16 protein-coding genes are annotated in these 21,582 nt (G+C 41.0%); 12 read left to right on the forward strand and 4 right to left on the reverse strand.

Translation table 11 applies throughout. From position 1 onward, the window contains the following. The first annotated feature begins 7 nt into the window (after positions 1 to 7). From ileS to ACHB7C_RS18285, 8 genes are all read left to right on the forward strand, one after another. On the forward strand, positions 8 to 2,818 hold the full coding sequence (gene ileS / locus ACHB7C_RS18250) for an isoleucine--tRNA ligase (protein ID WP_042846980.1): 2,811 nt from the start codon (positions 8 to 10) through the stop codon (positions 2,816 to 2,818). After that, the gene (gene lspA / locus ACHB7C_RS18255) at positions 2,818 to 3,321 is read left to right on the forward strand and encodes a signal peptidase II (protein ID WP_042846979.1); all 504 of its coding nucleotides are present in this window, start codon (positions 2,818 to 2,820) and stop codon (positions 3,319 to 3,321) included. Before ileS ends, lspA begins: the two co-directional genes overlap by 1 nt. A gap of 83 nt (positions 3,322 to 3,404) precedes the next feature. Continuing rightward, positions 3,405 to 3,875, forward strand: coding sequence for an FKBP-type peptidyl-prolyl cis-trans isomerase (gene fkpB, locus ACHB7C_RS18260; RefSeq protein ID WP_042846978.1), 471 nt, complete (start codon positions 3,405 to 3,407; stop codon positions 3,873 to 3,875). Next, the gene (gene ispH, locus ACHB7C_RS18265) at positions 3,856 to 4,809 is read left to right on the forward strand and encodes a 4-hydroxy-3-methylbut-2-enyl diphosphate reductase (RefSeq protein WP_042846977.1); all 954 of its coding nucleotides are present in this window, start codon (positions 3,856 to 3,858) and stop codon (positions 4,807 to 4,809) included. The genes fkpB and ispH overlap by 20 nt, the downstream gene beginning before the upstream one ends. A 284-nt stretch (positions 4,810 to 5,093) precedes the next feature. Further along, positions 5,094 to 5,915 (forward strand): 4-hydroxy-tetrahydrodipicolinate reductase, encoded by an 822-nt coding sequence (dapB, locus tag ACHB7C_RS18270; RefSeq protein ID WP_042846976.1) that lies wholly within the window; start codon positions 5,094 to 5,096, stop codon positions 5,913 to 5,915. Between the two features lie 444 nt (positions 5,916 to 6,359). Further along, positions 6,360 to 7,523, forward strand: coding sequence for a glutamine-hydrolyzing carbamoyl-phosphate synthase small subunit (carA, locus tag ACHB7C_RS18275; protein ID WP_164975528.1), 1,164 nt, complete (start codon positions 6,360 to 6,362; stop codon positions 7,521 to 7,523). Positions 7,524 to 7,537: 14 nt separating this feature from the next. Then, a complete protein-coding gene (carB, locus tag ACHB7C_RS18280) occupies positions 7,538 to 10,759 on the forward strand; it encodes a carbamoyl-phosphate synthase large subunit (RefSeq protein WP_042846974.1) in 3,222 nt (1,073 codons plus the stop codon). 159 nt (positions 10,760 to 10,918) lie between these two features. Then, positions 10,919 to 11,944: a MerR family transcriptional regulator gene (locus tag ACHB7C_RS18285; protein WP_166685899.1), complete on the forward strand. Its 1,026-nt coding sequence runs from the start codon at positions 10,919 to 10,921 to the stop codon at positions 11,942 to 11,944. Positions 11,945 to 12,149: 205 nt separating this feature from the next. Here the strand turns inward: ACHB7C_RS18285 and ACHB7C_RS18290 are convergent, their stop codons facing one another. Together ACHB7C_RS18290 and metC are read right to left on the reverse strand one after the other, a co-directional pair. Then, complete coding sequence (locus ACHB7C_RS18290; protein ID WP_042846971.1) at positions 12,150 to 12,818, reverse strand: DedA family protein; 669 nt, start codon at positions 12,816 to 12,818, stop codon at positions 12,150 to 12,152. A 173-nt stretch (positions 12,819 to 12,991) separates the two neighbouring features. After that, positions 12,992 to 14,176 carry a cystathionine beta-lyase gene (gene metC, locus ACHB7C_RS18295; RefSeq protein ID WP_129466865.1) on the reverse strand — a complete coding sequence of 395 codons (1,185 nt, stop codon included), beginning with the start codon at positions 14,174 to 14,176 and terminating at the stop codon, positions 12,992 to 12,994. Positions 14,177 to 14,620: 444 nt separating this feature from the next. Between metC and exbB the strand changes: the two genes are divergently transcribed. The 4 genes from exbB (at position 14,621) to yedF (ending at position 19,068) form a co-directional block, all read left to right on the forward strand. Next, complete coding sequence (gene exbB / locus ACHB7C_RS18300; protein ID WP_042846969.1) at positions 14,621 to 15,565, forward strand: tonB-system energizer ExbB; 945 nt, start codon at positions 14,621 to 14,623, stop codon at positions 15,563 to 15,565. Positions 15,566 to 15,570: 5 nt separating this feature from the next. Continuing rightward, positions 15,571 to 15,999, forward strand: coding sequence for a TonB system transport protein ExbD (gene exbD, locus ACHB7C_RS18305; protein WP_042846968.1), 429 nt, complete (start codon positions 15,571 to 15,573; stop codon positions 15,997 to 15,999). A 1,618-nt stretch (positions 16,000 to 17,617) separates the two neighbouring features. Further along, positions 17,618 to 18,832, forward strand: coding sequence for a selenium metabolism membrane protein YedE/FdhT (gene yedE, locus ACHB7C_RS18310; protein WP_042846967.1), 1,215 nt, complete (start codon positions 17,618 to 17,620; stop codon positions 18,830 to 18,832). Further along, the gene (gene yedF, locus ACHB7C_RS18315; RefSeq protein WP_042846966.1) at positions 18,829 to 19,068 is read left to right on the forward strand and encodes a sulfurtransferase-like selenium metabolism protein YedF; all 240 of its coding nucleotides are present in this window, start codon (positions 18,829 to 18,831) and stop codon (positions 19,066 to 19,068) included. The genes yedE and yedF overlap by 4 nt, the downstream gene beginning before the upstream one ends. Before the next feature lie 727 nt (positions 19,069 to 19,795). Here yedF and ACHB7C_RS18320 read toward each other — a convergent pair. Together ACHB7C_RS18320 and rdgC are read right to left on the reverse strand one after the other, a co-directional pair. Continuing rightward, the gene (locus tag ACHB7C_RS18320) at positions 19,796 to 20,305 is read right to left on the reverse strand and encodes a GNAT family N-acetyltransferase (protein WP_042846965.1); all 510 of its coding nucleotides are present in this window, start codon (positions 20,303 to 20,305) and stop codon (positions 19,796 to 19,798) included. A 239-nt stretch (positions 20,306 to 20,544) separates the two neighbouring features. After that, positions 20,545 to 21,450, reverse strand: coding sequence for a recombination-associated protein RdgC (gene rdgC, locus ACHB7C_RS18325; protein ID WP_048608409.1), 906 nt, complete (start codon positions 21,448 to 21,450; stop codon positions 20,545 to 20,547). Positions 21,451 to 21,582 lie beyond the last annotated feature (132 nt).

Below are 21,582 nucleotides of genomic sequence, written 5' to 3' on the forward strand. Positions count from 1 at the left end.
AGAATCGATGAGTGATTATAAAAATACCCTGAATCTACCAGAAACAGGGTTCCCAATGCGTGGCGATCTCGCTAAACGCGAACCACAGATGTTAGAGCGCTGGTACAAAGAAGGTTTGTATCAGGCAATCCGTAAAGCAAAATCGGGCAAGAAAACGTTTATTCTGCACGATGGCCCTCCATATGCGAACGGTAGTATTCATATTGGTCACTCAGTTAACAAAATTCTCAAAGATATTATTATTAAATCCAAAGGGTTGTCGGGTTATGATTCCCCGTATATTCCTGGTTGGGATTGCCACGGATTACCTATTGAACATAAAGTTGAACAAATCGTAGGTAAACCGGGCGAAAAAGTTTCTGCCGCTGAATTTCGTGCACAATGCCGTCAATATGCAAAAGAGCAAATTGAAGGGCAAAAAGCTGATTTTATACGTTTAGGGGTTTTAGGTGAGTGGGATAAACCTTACCTAACGATGGATTTTAAAACTGAGGCTCATATCATTAGGGCATTGGCAAAAACCATCGAAAATGGCCATTTAGTGAAAGGGGCTAAACCTGTTCACTGGTGTACTGCGTGTGGTTCATCACTTGCAGAAGCTGAAGTGGAATATTATGACAAAACGTCCCCTTCTATCTACGTACGCTTCCCTGCGGTAGATGGCAAAGCCGTATGCGAAAAATTTGGCATTGTTAGTGAAAAAACACCTTCATTAGTTATCTGGACGACGACCCCTTGGACTTTGCCTGCTAACCGTGCAATTTCTTTGAATCCTGAATTCAAATACAATTTAGTTGAAGCAAATGGCGAATTAGTCATTTTAGCTGCCGACCTCGTAGAAGATGTGATGAAAACATCCGGTATCGAGTCGTGGAAAGTGTTAGGTGAGTGTGAAGGCACTGCGCTGGAATTGCTGCGCTTCCAACATCCATTTATGGGCTTTGATGTTCCAGCAATTTTGGGCGACCACGTGACATTAGACGCCGGTACAGGAGCCGTTCATACGGCGCCAGGCCACGGTCCTGAAGACTACATTGTTGGTCAAAAATATGGTTTAGAAACAGCGAACCCAGTGGGTCCAGATGGCTGTTTCCTACCAAATACCTACCCAACATTGGATGGGCTATTTATTTTTAAAGCGAATGACCTGATCGTTGAATTACTCGATGAAAAAGGGGCATTGCTCTATAAACAAGCAATTCAACATAGCTACCCATGCTGTTGGCGCCATAAAACTCCTGTTATTTTCCGTGCGACACCTCAATGGTTTATCGGTATGGATAAAAACGGCTTACGTGAACAATCATTGAAGGAAATTGATATTGTTCAATGGATTCCTGGCTGGGGTCGTGCTCGTATTGAGGCAATGGTTGAAAATCGCCCTGATTGGTGTATTTCTCGTCAGCGTACATGGGGCACACCAATGTCTCTGTTCGTTCATAAAGACACTGAAGAGTTGCACCCTCGTACATTAGAATTAATGGAAGAGGTTGCTAAGCGTGTTGAGGTCGATGGTATTCAAGCATGGTGGGATCTTGACCCAGAAGAGCTATTAGGCGCTGAAGCGGAGACTTACCGAAAAGTCCCTGACACATTAGATGTGTGGTTTGATTCTGGTTCGACACATTTTGCAGTGGTTGATGCTCGCCCTGAGTTCCACGGTAATTCAGCGGATATGTACCTTGAAGGTTCAGACCAACATCGTGGTTGGTTTATGTCTTCATTAATGCTATCAACTGCGATGAAAGGTAAAGCACCTTACCGCCAAGTTCTGACACACGGCTTTACTGTTGATGGCCAAGGCCGCAAAATGTCTAAATCGTTAGGCAATACAGTGAGCCCACAAGATGTCATGAACAAACTGGGTGCGGATATCTTACGTTTATGGGTGGCATCAACGGATTATACGGGCGAAATCGCTGTTTCTGATGAAATTTTAAAACGTGCCGCTGATTCTTATCGCCGCATTCGTAATACGGCCCGTTTCTTATTGGCTAACCTGAATGGCTTCAATCCTGAAACAGACATGGTTAAGCCTGAAGATATGGTGCTGCTAGACCGCTGGGCGGTTAGCCGTGCGCTTGAAGCTCAAGCTGAAATTACTAAAGCATATGATGAGTATGACTTCCTATCAGTCATTCAGCGTTTAATGCATTTCTGCTCCATTGAAATGGGGTCGTTCTACCTAGATATCATCAAAGACCGTCAGTATACAGCGAAAAGTGATAGCTTAGCGCGTCGTAGCTGTCAAACTGCTCTGTTCCACATTGTTGAAGCATTAGTACGTTGGGTTGCACCTGTTCTTTCTTTCACTTCAGATGAAATTTGGAACCAGTTACCAGGTAAGCGCTCACAGTTTGTTTTAACCGAAGAATGGTATGACGGTTTATTTGGTTTAGATGCGTCAAACGAAATGAACAACAGTTTCTGGGCTGAGTTGTTAGCTGTTCGTGGCGAAGTGAATAAAGTGTTAGAGCAAGCTCGTACAGATAAACACATCGGTGGTTCATTAGAAGCGGCGGTCACACTGTATGCTGATAAAGCATTAGCAAGTAAACTGCAAAGCTTAGGTGACGAACTACGTTTTGTGCTACTGACATCACAAGCTACAGTTGCAGATATTGCAACAGCGCCAGTGGATGCGCAAGAAAGTGAATTAAGCGGCCTGAAAATTGCTTTCAGCAAAGCTGTGGGTGAAAAATGCCCACGTTGCTGGCACTATGCGAGTGATATTGGTTCTTCAAGCGAGCAACCTGAAATTTGTGGTCGCTGTGTGACTAACGTAGCCGGCAACGGCGAAACCCGTAAGTTTGCTTAATGAAGGCGCCAATTTGTTCGACCGGTCTGCGTTGGTTATGGTTAACCATTGTGATCATCGTTGCGGATTTAGGGATCAAGCAATTAGTGCTAAAAGATCTCAATCTGTACGAACCGCATCCTGTAATGCCGTTTTTCAACATCATGTATGCCCAAAATTTTGGTGCTGCATTTAGTTTCTTAGCGGATGAAGGCGGCTGGCAGCGTTGGTTCTTCGCTGGGATAGCGGTTGGGATCTCCATTATTTTAATGGTTATGATGTATCGCCAAAGTGCACAAAAGCGCTTATCGAATATTGCTTATGCATTAATTATTGGTGGTGCAATTGGTAATCTGAGTGACCGGTTAGTTCATGGCTTTGTTGTTGATTACCTTGACTTTTACGTCGGTAATTGGCATTGGCCAACATTTAACCTAGCTGATATGGCCATTTGTATTGGTGCAGCACTCGTCATTTTTGAAGGTTTCTTGCCAGATAAACCAAAGCAAGAAAAAGCTAAATAAATTGGCGACACAATAGGTTACAATGCAATAACTCACAGCCCAGATTTTCTGGGCTGAATTTTATGACAAAATAGGTTTGGTTTATGTCTACTCAAATACAGGCGCAGAGCTCTGTTTTACTGCATTTCACATTGAAATTGGAAGATGGCTCTACCGCAGATTCCTCACACGCACAAGGAAAGCCTGCGTTGTTTGTCTTAGGGAATGATTCTTTATCTCCAGAACTTGAAGCCCAGCTTATTGGCCTCAATGAAGGTGAAAAGAAAAACTTTTCATTACCCGGAGATACTGTTTTTGGGAAACATAACCCTGATTTAGTGCAATACTTTTCATTGCGTGACTTTACTGAAACAGGTATACCTGAAATTGGTACTATCATGTTATTTAGCGCGATGAATGGCAGTGAAATGCCAGGGGTAGTAAAATCGATTGAAGGCGAATCTATCACAGTCGATTTTAATCATCCTCTGGCAGAGCAGCAGATTAGCTTTGAAATAGAAGTGCTTGAAGTAGACCCGCAATTGGAGGATCACAATGCAAATATTAATGGCTAATCCTCGTGGATTTTGTGCAGGTGTAGACCGCGCAATTAGTATCGTAGAAAGGGCGTTGGAAATTTACGGCGCACCTATTTACGTTCGTCATGAAGTGGTTCATAACCGTTATGTTGTGGATGATCTACGGCAGCGTGGGGCTATTTTTATTGAAGAAATTTCTGAAGTGCCTGATGGTTCAATTTTAATTTTCTCGGCACATGGCGTATCACAAGCTATTCGTCAGGAAGCTCGTTCACGTGATTTAACCATGTTATTCGATGCAACTTGCCCATTGGTCACTAAAGTTCATATGGAAGTTGCACGTGCAAGTCGCAAAGGTAAAGAGGCTATTTTAATTGGGCATGCAGGCCACCCTGAAGTTGAAGGTACTATGGGGCAATACAGTAACCCTGAAGGTGGTATGTACCTTGTTGAAAGCCCTGAAGACGTTTGGAAGTTAACCGTGAAAGATGAAAATAATTTGTCTTTTATGACCCAAACAACACTCTCAGTCGATGATACATCAGATGTAATCGATGCACTGACAAAGCGTTTCCCAAGCATTGTCGGGCCGCGTAAAGATGATATCTGCTACGCAACAACTAACCGCCAAGAAGCTGCGAGAGAGCTTGCTGAACGTGCTGATATTGTCTTAGTTGTCGGTTCTAAAAACTCCTCGAACTCAAATCGCCTTGCTGAATTAGCATCTAGAATGCAAAAACCTGCATTTTTAATTGATGGCGCAGAGGATATCAAAACAGAATGGCTAGCAGGTAAAAATATTATTGGCCTAACGGCTGGGGCGTCAGCACCCGATATTCTAGTTAGGCAAGTTATTGATCGACTTAAAGAGCTAGGTGCAGATTCTGTTGTGGAATTACAGGGACGGGAAGAAAATATCGTCTTTGAAGTACCTAAAGAATTACGAGTTGAAGTCAAAGAAATCAATTAATTATTTGCTGTAAATAAGGCAGCTACATTTTCATAAAGTAGCTGCTATTTTTATTTTGTTTAAACATTCATTTCCTGTTTTTTTCCTACTATTAAAACTTTTTCTGATAATCAACGCGCTCTCTATGCTTTTGTTAATATCAATGCATTTTTGCTAGCGGATTGCCGCTATGATGGTTAATCTGTATCACAATCATTTTTCAGACTGCGGGCAATATATTAATTTTGCAGCCTAAAGCAGTTTAGATTCAATTTCTTGCATTAATAATGAAAAAAGGATGAACCATGGCAAATTCAGTGGTACGTGTTGCGGTAGTCGGCGCAGGTGGTCGCATGGGGCGGCAATTAATTCAAGCGGCACAAGAGCAAGAAGGTATTCAACTAGGCGCAGCCATTGAACGTGAAGGCTCATCACTCATTGGAGCTGATGCCGGTGAGCTTGCAGGGGTTGGTAAACTAGGTGTTTCTGTTGTTGATTCACTCAACCAAGTGGTAAATGATTTTGATGTTGTGATTGATTTTACACGCCCAGAAGGCACATTACATTATTTAGCATTTTGTAAAGAGAATCAAAAAGCGATGGTCATTGGCACGACAGGCTTCGATGAACAAGGTAAGCAAGCTATTGCAGATGCTGCAACGGTGATCCCAATTGTTTTCGCGGCAAACTTTAGTGTTGGTGTTAATTTAGTACTCAAATTACTAGAAAAAGCCGCAAAAGTGATGGGAACTTACACTGATATTGAAATTGTTGAAGCCCATCATCGATATAAAGTTGATGCGCCATCAGGCACAGCTTTAGCAATGGGAGAATCTATTGCTGGTGCACTTGGTAAAGATTTAAAAGATTGTGCGGTATATGCAAGAGAAGGCTATACCGGTGAGCGTGAAGCTGGGACGATCGGTTTTGCAACTATTCGAGCTGGTGATATTGTGGGAGAGCATACCGCGATGTTTGCCGATATTGGTGAGCGAGTTGAGATCACTCATAAAGCGTCTAGCCGGATGACGTTTGCAAATGGCGCAATAAGGGCATCAGGCTGGGTAGTCGCTAAAAAACCAAGTTTATATGATATGAAAGATGTATTGTGTTTAGATGATATTTAATTTTTAAATTATAATTTTTGTTTATAATCAGGTTGATATAGTCATCAACCTGATTATATTTAATGTTCGGTGTTTTTACCTTTTCAAGTAATCATTTCTATTTGTTTTCCTGTTTTTTAGTGCTTTTTTTATCACTAATTTCTCTTTAAACTGATTTTTAGCTGAGTTATTATCATTTTTACAGTTATCTTACGTTGCAACCGTTTACTTATTCATATTGGCTATCATTTTTGGTGGTCATAACGATAAATTCAGGGTAGCTTGGCAAAAAAGTAAGGTAAAATTGTAAAAAATGCATTTTTTTCTAGACAAGACCCTATCTCATCATTAGAATGCGCGCAATTTGCCAAAAATCTGCTTAAAAACTCATTTTGGCATTGATTTAGATCGCAAAATCTGAATTAATATGCAAAAAACGTGATTTATTATTCTCCGGAGGGTGTTTTGATTAAGTCAGCTATATTGGTTCTGGAAGACGGAACCCAATTCCACGGGCATGCCATAGGCGCAGAAGGTGCCGCAGTTGGAGAAGTCGTTTTCAATACGTCAATGACCGGATATCAAGAAATAATTACAGACCCTTCCTATTCCCGCCAAATTGTTACTCTCACTTATCCCCATATTGGTAATGTCGGCACAAATGCTGATGACGAAGAATCTCCAAATGTTCATGCTCAAGGTCTAATCATTCGTGACTTACCATTGGTTTACAGCAACTTTCGTGGGCAAGAAGGGTTGTCAGAGTATCTGAAACGCCACAACGTTGTGGCTATCGCAGATATCGATACACGTAAATTGACCCGCTTATTGAGAGAAAAAGGGGCTCAGAATGGCTGCATTATCGCAGGGGATAGTCCAGATGCCGCATTGGCACTTGAAAAAGCACGTAGTTTCTCTGGGTTGAATGGATTGGATTTAGCAAAAGAAGTCTGCACTAAAGAGATTTATAGTTGGTCTCAAGGATCTTGGACACTAGAAAATGGTCAGCAAGGTGCGAAAGCCGCTGAACAGCTTCCTTTCCACGTCGTTGCCTATGATTTTGGTGCTAAACGTAATATTTTACGAATGCTAGTTGACCGCGGTTGCCGCTTAACAGTTGTTCCCGCAACGACCTCGGCAGAAACGGTTCTAGCGATGGAGCCGGATGGTATTTTCCTATCTAACGGGCCTGGTGACCCTGCCCCTTGTGATTACGCAATCAATGCAATTGAAACATTTTTAACCACCAATATACCTGTTTTTGGGATCTGCTTAGGGCATCAATTATTGGCTCTGGCTAGTGGTGCAAATACCATGAAAATGAAGTTTGGTCATCATGGTGCTAACCATCCTGTGAAAGATTTAGACAACGATGTTGTTATGATCACCGCGCAAAATCATGGTTTTGCTGTCGATGAATCAACACTCCCCGATACACTGCGTGTGACACACAAGTCACTGTTTGATGGGACATTGCAAGGTATTCACCGTACGGATAAACCAGCATTTAGTTTCCAAGGCCATCCTGAAGCAAGCTCAGGGCCACATGATGCGGCGAACTTATTCGACCATTTCATTGATTTAATCAATGAATACCGTCAAAACACACCACGTCAAAACGCAAAATAATCGGGAGCAGAAAAATGGCAAAACGTACTGATATAAAAAGCATTCTGATTTTAGGTGCGGGCCCAATCGTTATCGGCCAAGCATGCGAATTTGACTATTCAGGTGCACAGGCATGTAAAGCGTTACGTGAAGAAGGTTATCGCGTTATTTTAGTTAACTCGAACCCTGCAACGATCATGACTGACCCTGAGATGGCTGATGCTACTTATATTGAGCCAATTCATTGGGAAGTGGTTCGCAAAATCATCGAAAAAGAGCGCCCTGATGCGGTATTGCCGACGATGGGTGGGCAAACGGCACTAAACTGCGCACTTGAATTGGAACGCAAAGGGGTTTTAGCCGAATTTGGTGTAACAATGATTGGGGCTACTGCAGATGCGATTGATAAAGCAGAAGACCGTCAGCGTTTCGATAAAGCAATGAAAAAAATCGGCTTGGGTACGGCGCGTTCTGGTATCGCACATAATATGGAAGAAGCCTACGCAGTTGCTGATGATGTTGGCTTCCCATGTATTATTCGCCCATCGTTTACTATGGGCGGAACGGGGGGCGGTATTGCATACAACCGTGAAGAATTCGAAGAAATTTGTACGCGTGGTTTAGATTTATCACCAACGAATGAGTTATTAATTGATGAGTCATTAATTGGTTGGAAAGAATATGAAATGGAGGTTGTCCGCGATAAAAAAGACAACTGCATTATTGTCTGTTCAATCGAAAACTTTGATGCGATGGGGATTCATACCGGTGACTCTATCACCGTTGCACCAGCGCAGACTTTGACGGACAAAGAATACCAAATCATGCGTGATGCCTCTATGGCTGTTTTACGTGAAATTGGTGTGGAAACAGGTGGCTCTAACGTTCAATTTGCTGTAAACCCTAAAGATGGGCGCTTAATTGTTATTGAAATGAACCCGCGTGTTTCTCGTTCATCGGCGCTAGCATCAAAAGCGACAGGGTTCCCTATTGCCAAAATTGCTGCCAAATTAGCGGTCGGCTATACCCTCGATGAGTTGATGAATGATATCACTGGAGGCCGTACACCAGCTTCATTTGAGCCTTCTATCGACTATGTTGTGACAAAAATACCACGCTTTAACTTTGAGAAATTTGCAGGCACGAATGACCGCTTAACGACTCAGATGAAATCTGTGGGTGAAGTGATGGCAATTGGTCGCACATTCCAAGAATCAATGCAAAAAGCCCTACGTGGTTTAGAAGTCGGTGCGACTGGTTTTGACCCAAAAGTCTCTCAAGAAGACCCTGAAGTATTAACTCGGATCCGCCGTGAATTAAAAGATGCGGGAGCAGAGCGAATTTGGTTTATCGCAGATGCTTTCCGCGCAGGTCTTTCGGTAGATGGTGTCTTTAACCTAACGAATATCGACCGTTGGTTCTTAGTACAAATTGAAGAGTTAGTCCGTTTAGAAGAGAAAGTTGCAGAGTTAGGTGTAAATGGCCTGACAAAAGACTTTTTACGGGTATTGAAGCGCAAAGGTTTTGCAGACGCACGTCTTGCTAGCTTAGTTGGCGTCTCCGAAGCCGAGCTACGTAAATTACGCCAAGGGTATGGCTTACACCCTGTTTATAAACGAGTAGACACTTGTGCAGCAGAGTTTGCAACAGATACGGCTTATATGTATTCCACTTATGAAGAAGAGTGTGAATCAAACCCAAATAATGATAAGCCCAAAGTAATGGTGTTAGGCGGTGGCCCGAACCGTATTGGCCAAGGGATTGAGTTTGACTACTGTTGTGTACATGCTTCTTTAGCACTACGTGAAGATGGTTATGAAACCATCATGGTTAACTGTAACCCTGAAACGGTTTCAACAGATTATGACACATCTGACCGCCTGTACTTTGAGCCAGTGACATTGGAAGATGTTCTTGAAATCGTGCGTATTGAACAACCACAAGGTGTGATTGTGCAATATGGCGGTCAAACTCCGCTTAAATTAGCGAGAGCACTTGAGGCAGCAGGTGTTCCTGTTATTGGTACTAGCCCTGATGCCATTGACCGCGCTGAAGACCGTGAACGATTCCAACAAGCAGTTAATCGTTTAAATTTAAAACAACCCCAGAATGCAACGGTAACTGCTATTGAACAAGCGGTTGAAAAAGCTGCGGGAATTGGTTACCCACTGGTAGTTCGCCCATCTTATGTGCTAGGCGGTCGTGCGATGGAAATCGTGTATGATGAGGTGGATTTACGCCGTTATTTCCAAACCGCGGTGAGTGTATCGAATGATGCACCAGTACTGCTTGACCGTTTCTTAGACGATGCAGTCGAGGTGGATGTTGATGCGATTTGTGACGGTGAAATGGTATTGATTGGCGGTATTATGGAGCATATTGAGCAAGCCGGTGTGCATTCTGGCGATTCCGCATGTTCGTTGCCTGCCTATACCTTAAGCCAAGAAATTCAAGATGTCATGCGTGAACAAGTTCGTAACCTTGCATTTGAGTTACGTGTGCGTGGCTTAATGAACGTACAGTTTGCGGTGAAAAATAATGAGGTGTACTTGATTGAAGTTAACCCTCGAGCAGCAAGAACCGTCCCATTTGTGTCGAAAGCAACCGGTGTGCCATTAGCTAAAGTGGCAGCACGTGTGATGGTTGGGCAAACATTGGCTGAACAAGGTGTTACAGAAGAAATCATTCCCCCTTATTACTCAGTGAAAGAAGTTGTTCTTCCATTTAATAAATTCCAAGGCGTAGACCCGATCCTTGGGCCAGAAATGCGTTCAACGGGTGAAGTCATGGGCGTCGGGCGGACATTTGCAGAAGCATTCGCTAAAGCAATGTTAGGCAGTAGCTCAACCATGAAAAAATCAGGGCGAGCGCTCCTGTCTGTCCGTGAAGGTGATAAAACGCGCGTCGTGGATTTAGCCGCAAAATTGCTAAAACATGGTTTCGAATTAGATGCGACGCACGGAACAGCGATTGTATTAGGGGAAGCTGGGATTAACCCTAGGTTGGTGAATAAGGTTCATGAAGGTCGTCCACATATTCAAGATAGAATTAAGAATGGTGAATACGATTATATTGTAAATACAACCGCGGGGCGCCAAGCCATTGAAGATTCTAAATTAATTCGCCGTAGTGCCTTGCAGTATAAAGTACATTATGACACAACGTTAAACGGTGGGTTTGCAACGACTATGTCATTGAGTGCTGACCCAACAGAAAAAGTGATTTCAGTTCAAGAAATGCATGCGTTAATTAAGTAAATTATTCATTAGCCATTAATGAGCCCCTGCAGTTCAGTCTGCTGGGGCTTTTTTGTTTATCTGGGGATAATATGCAATTTCAATAAAAAAATGCAAAATGTTGGTTGACTCTCACGTAACGTGAGGCACTAACCTTAGTCGCAATTACAGGAGGAACGTATGCTATTTCAAGTCGGTGAAATCGCGGAAAAAACAGGGTTAACCATCCGTACACTTCATCATTATGAAGAGATTGGCTTGTTGCTTCCAACTGCAAGGACCGATGCGGGTTATCGGCTTTACAACATGCAATGTATAGAGCGTTTAACGCAAATTCAATTGTTACGGCAAGTTGGAGTCAAACTGAAAGACATCGGTGAATTACTCGATGGTCAGAGTGGGGATATCGCAAGTTTGTTGCAAGAACGTATTGCATTATTAACGGAACAAATGGAACAAATGGCAACGTTACGTTATCGATTAGAGCAATTACATAGGCAAATGCAAACAGGAGATGTTTTAACTCAGGCTGATTGGTTTTCTGTATTGGAGATGATGTCGATGTTTGATAAATATTTTACCCCCCAAGAGTTGGAACAATTGCCATTGTATACAGCACATACGCTGAAAAACCAAGAATGGCAACAGCGTATAGCAACAGTAAGTCAGTTAATGGAGCAAGGTGCAGCACCGCAATCTACAGAGGTGCAACAAATTGCACATGAATGGATGACCGCACTAGAAAGAGATACCGGAGGGAACCCTGATTTCTTTGCTCGGCTGAATCAAATTCATTTATCCGATAATACATTAGCTTATTCATCGGGGATTTCCGTTGCAATGATCCAATATGTTGCAGAGGGTTTTAGTGAATACCAATTGTCGTTGTTTAAACCACATTTAACGGCTGCACAATTTGCTTTGGTTAGGCAGCATTATTTTGCTTCGGGGCAGGTGTGGCCCGAATTAATTGCAGGTTTATATAATGCAATGAAAGCACGTAAATCCCCAGACTCAGAGGAAGTTCAGCAGTTGGCGAAAACCTGGTTAGCGATGTTTAATCAATTTACGGGGAAAGATCCTGAACTACAGGAAAAGATCCGTATGGTATATCGAGAAGAACCAAGGATTTCTCAAGGGACGTGGATGACCCCAGAAATTGGTCAGTATTTGTTTTCAGCTATCACTGTTTTGATGGCGCAATAAGTGAAACGGCCGCTATTTAGCGGCCATTGAAGTTGCTGACGAAGCGGGATAAAAGCGTGGTTTTCCCCGCTCCGTGTTATCAGCCGAAAATCAATAAATTGATTTTCCTCGTTTATTTCAGAACCCCTAACGACTGTCGCCAAACATGATATGTTTGTCAACAGTCTGAATGGCCGCTATTTAGTGGCCATTGCTGTTATCAATTTTATTTGTTATTTGACAGGGCCTTACGGTGTTTCCAATACACGACAATTGAACCAATTAACCCACTCACGAGTAAAACAACAGGGATGATCATCAGTGCGCTGATAACAATTTGCTCATGTTCTTTTACAAAAGGAATTTGATTGAGGGCGTAACCTAAGCTCACAATTAAGCCAACCCATAATAAGCCACTTAACCAATTGAAAAATTGGAAACGACGGTGACTGAGTTCGGATAGCCCCGCGAGCAATGGTAATATTGTTCTAACAAATGCAAGAAACCGGCCTATAAGCAACGCATATAACCCTTGTTTGTTAAACATATTGTTTGCTTTAGTATGATATTCCTCAGGGATTTGGGATAACCAACGTTTGACAACGGTGGTCTCGCTTAGCCATCTTCCTTGTAGAAAACCTAGCCAACACCCTAAACTTGCCGCCACCGTTAACAATAATATGGTTGGAATAAAATGTAATACACCTTTGGCTATTAGTGCACCTGACAAGATAAGCAAGGTGTCTCCCGGTAAAAATGCAGCGGGAAGAACGCCATTTTCTAAAACAATGACAACAAAAAGCACGGTATAAATAACCCAAAGCACTTCAGGGTTGGAGAGTTTAAGGAAATCGTGGTTCCAAAGTGCCAGTACGATTTCGCGTAGGACTTCCATAATCGTTCCTGTATTTGCGTAAAAGCGAATTTCTTTATTAACTATATTACAGGAAAAATGTGCGTCGAGTTTGATTTGTTTGATGAATTAGTGATTTAGCAAATTAATTGCAGGCAACAAGCAAATGGAAACCTGCAATTTAAAATAATTAATTTATTGATTTTTAATGAAAATCAAATTCGCTCGAAAGCTAATTGTAAATCATGAATTAAATCATCAGGGTGCTCTAAGCCGATATGCACTCGGAAAAATGTCCCCTCTTTAGGTGAAAAATCATATTGGCGCATGTTTTGTAAATCCTCTTTTTGATACCCCAAAATCAGTGATTCAAACCCACCCCATGAATACCCCATTTTGAAATGAGTAAAGTTATCAAGAAATATGGTGAATTGCTCAGGAGATAATCGAGATTTTAGTTGAAAAGAGAATAAGCCATTACAGCCAGAAAAATCGCGTATGAAGTATTCATGACCGGGCGATGATGGAAGTGCAGGATGAAAAACTTGGTCGACTTCTGGCCGTTGCTGTAGCCAGTGTGCAATCTGCAAACTATTAATTTGGTGCTGTTTTAATCGAGTTGCTAGGGTATGAAGCCCTCTGTTTGCCATATAAACGGTATCAGGATCTGCGGTTTGGCCTAATAGATAAGAATTTTCACGTAATGTTTCGATACAACGTTGATTGGCAACAGCAAGACCTAACATGCCGTCAGAGTGGCCGTTAATATATTTTGTGGCTGACTGAATGGATATATCAATATCGAATAATAAGGGTTTAAGCAATACGCCAGCCGCCCAAGTATTATCAATCATAATAATAATTTCAGGTGATTTGGCACGGACTGCATGAACAATAGCCGGTAAATCATGAACTTCCATTGTAATAGAGCCGGGTGATTCTAAGAAGACGATACGAGTATTTGGCTGGATTAACTCAGCGATATCTTCCCCAATTAATGGGTCGAAATAAGTCGTTTGAACGCTTAGCTTAGTTAAAATGTTGTCGCAAAAATTCTGCGTAGGGTCATAGGCAGAGCCGGTAACAAGGATGTGCTCTCCCGCTGAAATAAAAGACAAAATAGCATTGGTAATTGCGGCTGCACCCGAAGGATAAAGCACACAGCCAGCCCCTTGTTCTAATTCGGTCATTGCTTCTTGAAAAGCAAAATGTGTTTGTGTACCCCGTCGCCCATAAAATAAAGTGTTACCCGCACGGTGACGGGTTGCGTGACGTTTTTCTTCCAGAGTGTCAAAAATAATAGATGATGCACGCTGAATAACTGGGTTTACCCCTTTTTGTGTGTACTTAGGGTTTCGACCAATATGTACTAATTGAGTTTCAGGTTTACTCTCTGCCATGATTTTTCCCTACACAGAATGTGATTTGCCGAATTCTAAGGTGATTAATACTAAGACGTTAAATGATCTCGAAGGAAATGTAACCTGAGTATTCTTCAACTTTCATTTTAAATATGGGGATGAAGTAAATTTGTGGGTAATCTACCGAGTGAAAGCAACCAAGGCCGATGGTGAACTAGCTAAATTGTTAACTCAAAGCTGAAGATAAATAACCGTATCATAGAAGAGGGCTTCTTTGTCGAAGAGCAAAAAAACATAAAAAAATTGCAAATACTAATGATAATTACTATCAATTCGCGCTGTGTTTGATATTATCAGCAGCGTCTTTTTGAAAAGAATGGACAGTGCGAGTCAAATTTCGCTTTTAATGGTTAGTCGATGAATGGCACAATCATCGATATAAATTTTGTTATACAACACTAAAAAGAGAGTAAAGGCCAACTGATGCGTAAACTAACAGCTTCTATTCTATTGGCGTTCGGCTTGATGGGGACGGCAGTCGCTGAAACCACACCTGCAACAACACCAGCGGCGTCTCAAAATACATCCTCAACACCATCGGTAGAAAATTCTGCTACGCCAACCACAACGGCACCAAATGCTGAGGTTGCATCAGTACCCGCAGAGCCCATTCAAGGGGAAGGTGGAAATACATCAGCGGTTAGCGAAAATATTGAGCTGGCAACAGAGGCACCAACTGGCGGGTTTGATCAAGACTTATCTGTTTGGGGGATGTACCAAAATGCAGATAACGTGGTTAAAACCGTGATGATAGGTTTAGTCATTGCTTCAATTATTACTTGGGCACTGTTCTTTTCAAAAGGGTTAGAAATCTTAGTTGCACGTCGCCGCTTAAAAGAAGAAGCCAAAGCGATTGCAGAGGTAAAATCACTTGATGAAGCTGTCAGCATTGCAGATGGTTTCAAAGCTAATAGTGTTACCCGTATGCTATTAAATGAAGCTGTTAATGAAAGAACACTTTCTGTCAATAGTACTGACTTATCAGGGACTAAAGAGCGTACTTCGTTCCGCCTCGAAAGAGCTGTCGCTGGAATTAGCCGTTATATGGGGCGCGGAAATGGTTATTTGGCAACGATTGGCGCGATCTCTCCATTTGTCGGTTTATTTGGAACAGTTTGGGGGATCATGAACAGCTTTATTGGAATTGCTCACTCACAGACCACTAACCTTGCCGTCGTTGCACCAGGGATAGCAGAAGCATTGCTAGCGACTGCAATTGGTCTTATCGCCGCAATTCCAGCCGTTGTGATTTATAATATTTTTGCTCGGATGATCAACAACTACCGTGGTCAAGTAGGGGATGTCGCTGCTCAATCTGCATTATTATTGGGACGTGATCTCGATCTGGCAAATAGCAAAGCAAGGTAATTATTATGGCAATGCGTTTAGGTGACGAACAAGACGATAGTGGTGAAATGCATGAAATTAACGTAACGCCTTTTATTGACGTTATGTTAGTTTTATTGATTATCTTTATGGTTGCGGCACCGTTGGCAACTGTTGATATTAAAGTCAACTTACCTGCTTCGACTGCGAAGCCGCAGCCACGCCCAGAAAAACCCGTATTTCTAACTGTTAAAGCAGACAACCAACTCTTTATTGGTGATCAAGCGGTATCAAAAGATCAGCTTTCAGCAATGCTTGACCAAGCCACTAGTGCGAATAAAGATACAACAATCTTTTTTCAAGCTGATAAGAGTGTAGATTATGAAACTATGATGGATGTAATGAACGCATTACGCCAATCAGGGTATTTAAAAATCGGTCTAGTTGGTATGGAAGCGACATCCTCTTCTAAATAAGGGGAGCATCAAATCTTTCCGGCGCGTTTTATCCTTTGGGATGGAACGCGTTTTTTTATGTATAAAATTAATTGTTCAAAAATAGCTATGTAGTGTTTTGAGCTAACCTCTTTATAGTATTTCTCTTGTGCTTAATCATATTTTTTAGTGATTAACTTATTTTTAAAGCGTTTTATTCTTATTTCACACTATTTTTTCGTCAAATTTATGGGGCTATAGTTTGTTATTCATGTTTTTTCGCCGATTTTTAGGCGGGGCGTTGGTTATAGTAATAAAAAAATAAGGGGGGAACATTAAATTTTATAATGAATAGGTGTTACTTGGCATCTGATTTTTGATGATAACGGTAAGTGATAGCTTTATTTTTCTAGAATACGCATAAGAAATGTTGATTATTGAGTTGGTTTTTTAGTTTTAAAATGCGAGTTTGTCTGGTTGTAAATGCTTTTTATTTTGTTAAAAACGATTTTAAAGATAAGTTATATATAATAAAAAATAAACCATTTTATTAATAAGGTTTTATGTTTTTATCTTTTTTACCAGTTAATATCAATAACCATATATATGTTGCGGCTATTTTATTGTTTTAAAAAAAACAAAAAATGATTGTTAATCATAGGAATAGTAGCTATTAGTTTTATTATGTAAATTTAAAATACACAGATAAGTATATTTGCTTATTTCTTTTGTTTTTTTATATGTAAGCATTATTAATGATTATATGGGGTTTGAAATCTTAAATAATATATTTAAGTAATTATCTGTAGTGATTAAATAATATTAAAGTTATTTATTGGAAATTATTTTAAATATGTAAAATATATATTTAACGAATAAATGTAAATTGTCTGTAATATCTTAACTATAAGACTATTATTTTGTTGTTTTTCTGTAAATTTACATAACCAATTGATTTTCAATGAAAATATTTTTTTATTTTCACGTGGAGACTCGAGCAAAAAAATGCTTGCGCAACAAATGTATTACGTTATAATGCAATCAATAACATTTAGAAACACTTTTAAATACCTTGTTATATTGAAATGTTTATTTAAAATTTACTTACGCTAGGGTTAATAAAGCCATCGCTAATTTTTGAATTTTAAATTTAGCAAGTTATTAGGCTTTATCTTAAAAATAACTATAATTACTTGGTTAAATAATTCGAATAGCGGGCGTATTTATATAGTGAGATAAGTGTTATTACTGGAGTCAAATGGGCTGACTACAGACTACGCATAGCAAGCGTCGCCGTAATACGGCAATTTCATATTATACACCTCTATAGATAAAATAAGACTACACTTCCAGCGTTATCATTTCGATAACGCTTTTTTTTAGTATTCATTTCGTAGTTTAAGCTCTCATCTCTTTCTGGGATAACATAAAGAAAAACAATACAAGTTAACTAAAGAATGAATTGATATAGCTAAGGGGGTGAGATATGAGAAGCATCAACCTTTTCTGTGTTTTATGATGAAATGGCTTCACGAAAAAATTTATCAGAGTATGATATTGCCTCTTCGCTGTGGGGTATCGATATAACTACTTATAAAGATAATTATACAACGGCGAATTTCTCTGCCAGGATCTGGCGTGAAACGAATTGGAAGTAACAATGACTTGGTCTGATTTTAAATCTCACTATCTCATCGGTTTTTGGAAACCATTACCTGCAGTAATTGCTGCGGGGATCTTATCAACTTATTATTTTGGCTTAACGGGCACATTTTGGGCTGTGACTGGCGAGTTCACTCGCTGGGGCGGACATGTCATGCAACTTTTTGGTGCGGAGCCTGAAACTTGGGGATATTTTAAAGTTATTGGCTTTGAAGGCACGCCATTAGACCGTATTGATGGTGTTATGATTATTGGTATGTTTGCAGGGTGTTTTGCGGCAGCCCTTTGGGCCAATAACATCAAATTACGTATGCCTCAACACCGAATCCGTATTTTCCAAGCAATATTAGGCGGTATTATTGCGGGGTTTGGGGCTCGTTTAGCTATGGGCTGTAATTTAGCCGCATTCTTTACTGGGATACCTCAATTTTCATTACATGCGTGGTACTTTGCCGTTGCCACTGCTGCTGGGTCATATTTTGGCGCCAAGTTTACACTGATGCCAATGTTTCGGATCCCCGTGAAGCTCAAAAAGGTCAATACTGCATCCCCACTAACCCAAAACCATGATGTGGCGAAAAGACGTTTTAAACTTGGTATGGTGATTTTTACTTTAGCCATTGCTTGGGGTTTTTATACGTTGCTTGATTCTCCAGTGATGGGTTTCGCGATTTTATGTGGGATAGGTTTTGGTTTATTAATTGAGCGAGCTCAGATCTGCTTTACTTCTGCGTTTCGTGATCTTTGGATCACGGGGCGTACGCATATGGCGAAAGCAATTATTATCGGCATGGCGGTTAGTGCCGTGGGGATTTTTAGCTACGTACAACTAGGTGCTACACCTAAAATCCTATGGGCAGGCCCGAATGCAGTAATTGGTGGTCTATTATTTGGCTTTGGTATCGTTCTTGCTGGTGGTTGTGAAACGGGCTGGATGTATCGTGCTGTTGAAGGCCAAGTTCATTATTGGTGGGTTGGCTTCGGTAATATTATTGGCGCAACAGTTCTTGCTTATTATTGGGATGATTTGGGCCCTTGGTTGGCCACTGATTTTGATAAAGTTAATCTATTAGAAACTTTTGGGCCAGAAGGTGGTTTATTGGTTACTTATGCATTATTAGCGGTAGCGTTTGTGCTGATGCTGTTATGGGAAAAACACTTTTTCCGTAAACGAGAGCAAAAGTCATCGAATACATCCGTGGAGGCAGTATGAACAAGAAAGACATTATCCCTGATTACCGCTTAGATATGGTTGGAGAACCTTGTCCATATCCTGCTGTAGCAACGTTAGAGGCTATGCCATCACTGAAAAGCGGTGAAATCTTAGAAGTGGTAAGTGACTGCCCCCAGTCAATTAATAATATCCCACTAGATGCGAAAAATTATGGTTATACGGTGTTGGATATTCAACAGGATGGGCCGACTATTCGTTATCTTATCCAAAAATAACAGATACCCGTCATACTTCGCGCTGTAGCGTTGTTGACCGCTCTCACCGCCCCTAGTCACATACTTTTGTATGCTCCTAGGGTTCGGTTCGCTTGTCGCCTAGCTACAACCCGAATTATATAGGGTATCCAAATGGTATTGTTATATTTTGCGTCGGGGCGCTGCCGACTGTAACGACAGCCCTAGTCACATACTTTTGTATGCTCCTAGGGTTCGGTTCGCTTGTCGCCTAGCTACAACCCGAATTATATAGGGTATCCAAATGGTATTGTTATATTTTGCGTCGGGGCGCTGCCGACTGTAACGACAGCCCTAGTCACATACTTTTGTATGCTCCTAGGGTTCGGTTCGCTTATCGCCTAGCTACCACCAGAATTATATAGGGTATCCAAATGGTATTGTTATATTTTGCGCCGGGGCGCTGCCGACTGTAACGACAGCCCTAGTCATATACTTTTGTATGCTCCTAGGGTTCGGTTCGCTTGTCGGCTAGCTACCACCCGAATTATATAGGGTATCCAAATGGTATTGTTATATTTTGCGTCGGGGCGCTGCCGACTGTAACGACAGCCCTAGTCACATACTTTTGTATGCTCCTAGGGTTCGGTTCGCTTGTCGCCTAGCTACGGCACAAATTATTTAGGGTATATTAGTGACTTACCATTCAATTTATTAAAATATTTAAATTGCAGATGGGTTTATGAGTAAAATATCGACAGATGTTCAGTTAATCTTCTTGCCAATTTGTAATATCAAGGACTAATTCACACTCATCGTCAATATATCCCCCTGTAGGGACAAAACCGAGCTTTTTGTAAAATTCGAATGGGCTTTCCTCCCCTTCGCCACAACTGTTATAAAGGCGCGGATAGCCTTTCTTTTTTAGATAAGCAATGACTTGAAGTAATGCTTCGCGACCAAACCCTAGTTTTTGATAGGGTTCCGCAATCATAAAGCGCCACAGCATAATGCCATCATATTCTAATTCATCATCATCTAAACCAGAGTGAAGCATGATAAAGCCAACAGGGACATCATCTGCGTAAATTCCTCGGTACCACGCACAACTAGAAAATTGTGCTTCGACCATAGAATAAGCATTGTCTGCCACCATATTACGTTGTGCTTCACTAAGGGTATGACTTAGTAAGCAAATTTCAGAGAAATTATCAGCAGTGATTTTTTGCAAGGTGACCAGTGAATTTTCATCCACTTCAGGTTCGATGAGCTCTTTCATAACAATTCCTTCGATAGAATATTGACCATAGCTCCAATGATGGAGGTTATTATTTATTATTTTTGTTTAACAAACTAAGTATCAAATAAATTGGTAGTGTGGATGTAATTTAATCAACCAGAGATTGAGTGAGCAGTCAATGACTTAATTGTGGCTATGTAAGCAGGGTCTAAAAAGAAATGGCAACTTAGTTAGGTAATAAGTTGCCACCGTGAGATGAAAGGGAACCTGAAGGAAAATTAGTGCTCGGCTTCGCCACCTAACACATCAATTAAACGGGCGATCAAAGCGCTAAGTTCGCCGGTCATTAACACATAGTCCGCATCAAATTTTTGGGCGAAATCTTCTTTCGCAATATCATCGTTTTGATCTTTTAATGTATCGCTAAATTTTAACCTTTTTAGTGAGCCATCATCAGATAACATAAACTGAATTCTTTCTTCCCAATCTAACGCTAACTTAGTGACTAATTTGCCCGCTTCGATATGAGTTGTAATTTCATCAGAAATTAAATCTTGTTTTTTACAACGGATAATTCCGCCTTCTTCTAGGATGGCTTTAAGTTCTGCTTCATCCATTACCGCGAAACCTTGTGGTAATGAGCCAGAACGAACCCATTCGGTTAGTGTGAGTTCTATTGGGTCTTTAAATGTAAGTGGAACTACGGGTAAAGACCCTAAGCTTTTACGTAACAAAGCAAGGTTGTCTTCTGCACGTTTTGCACTGGCGGCATCAACAATAATTAATTGATTGACGGTGTCGATCCAAATATAGGTTTTGCTAAACTTACTGAATGCACGGGGAAGCAGAGTATGCACGACTTCATCTTTTAAGGCGTCTTTTTCTGTTTTCTTTAATTTGCGGCCTTGGTCTGCTTCTAGTTTTTCAATTTTATCCTGTACTTCTTGCTTAATTACAGGAGATGGCAGCATTTTTTCTTCTTTTTTTGCACAAATGAGAATTTGATTGCCTGCTACATGGGTTAAGGCGTCTGCGCCATTCATCGGTGCTACCCAGCCTGTTTGCATCATATCTTGGCTGCCACAAGGGTGATAGGCAAGTGAGGCAAGCTGTTTTTCCAGATCATCAGCGGAGAGTGCCAAATCCCGATTCAGGCGATAGACTAATATATTCTTGAACCACATGAAAAACCTACCTTTGTTGATAAATAGCCAATTAGAGCAAGGGGCTATGATAGCGAATTGTCCGTTATTAAGCGAAAAAAAATGTGTTTAGGCTTTGTCGTCCACAATTTTAATGTCTAAGCCTTGAAAATA

Origin of the sequence: Providencia sp. 2024EL-00732 (genome assembly GCF_044006275.1) — a bacterium.
Taxonomy (GTDB): domain Bacteria; phylum Pseudomonadota; class Gammaproteobacteria; order Enterobacterales; family Enterobacteriaceae; genus Providencia; species Providencia huashanensis.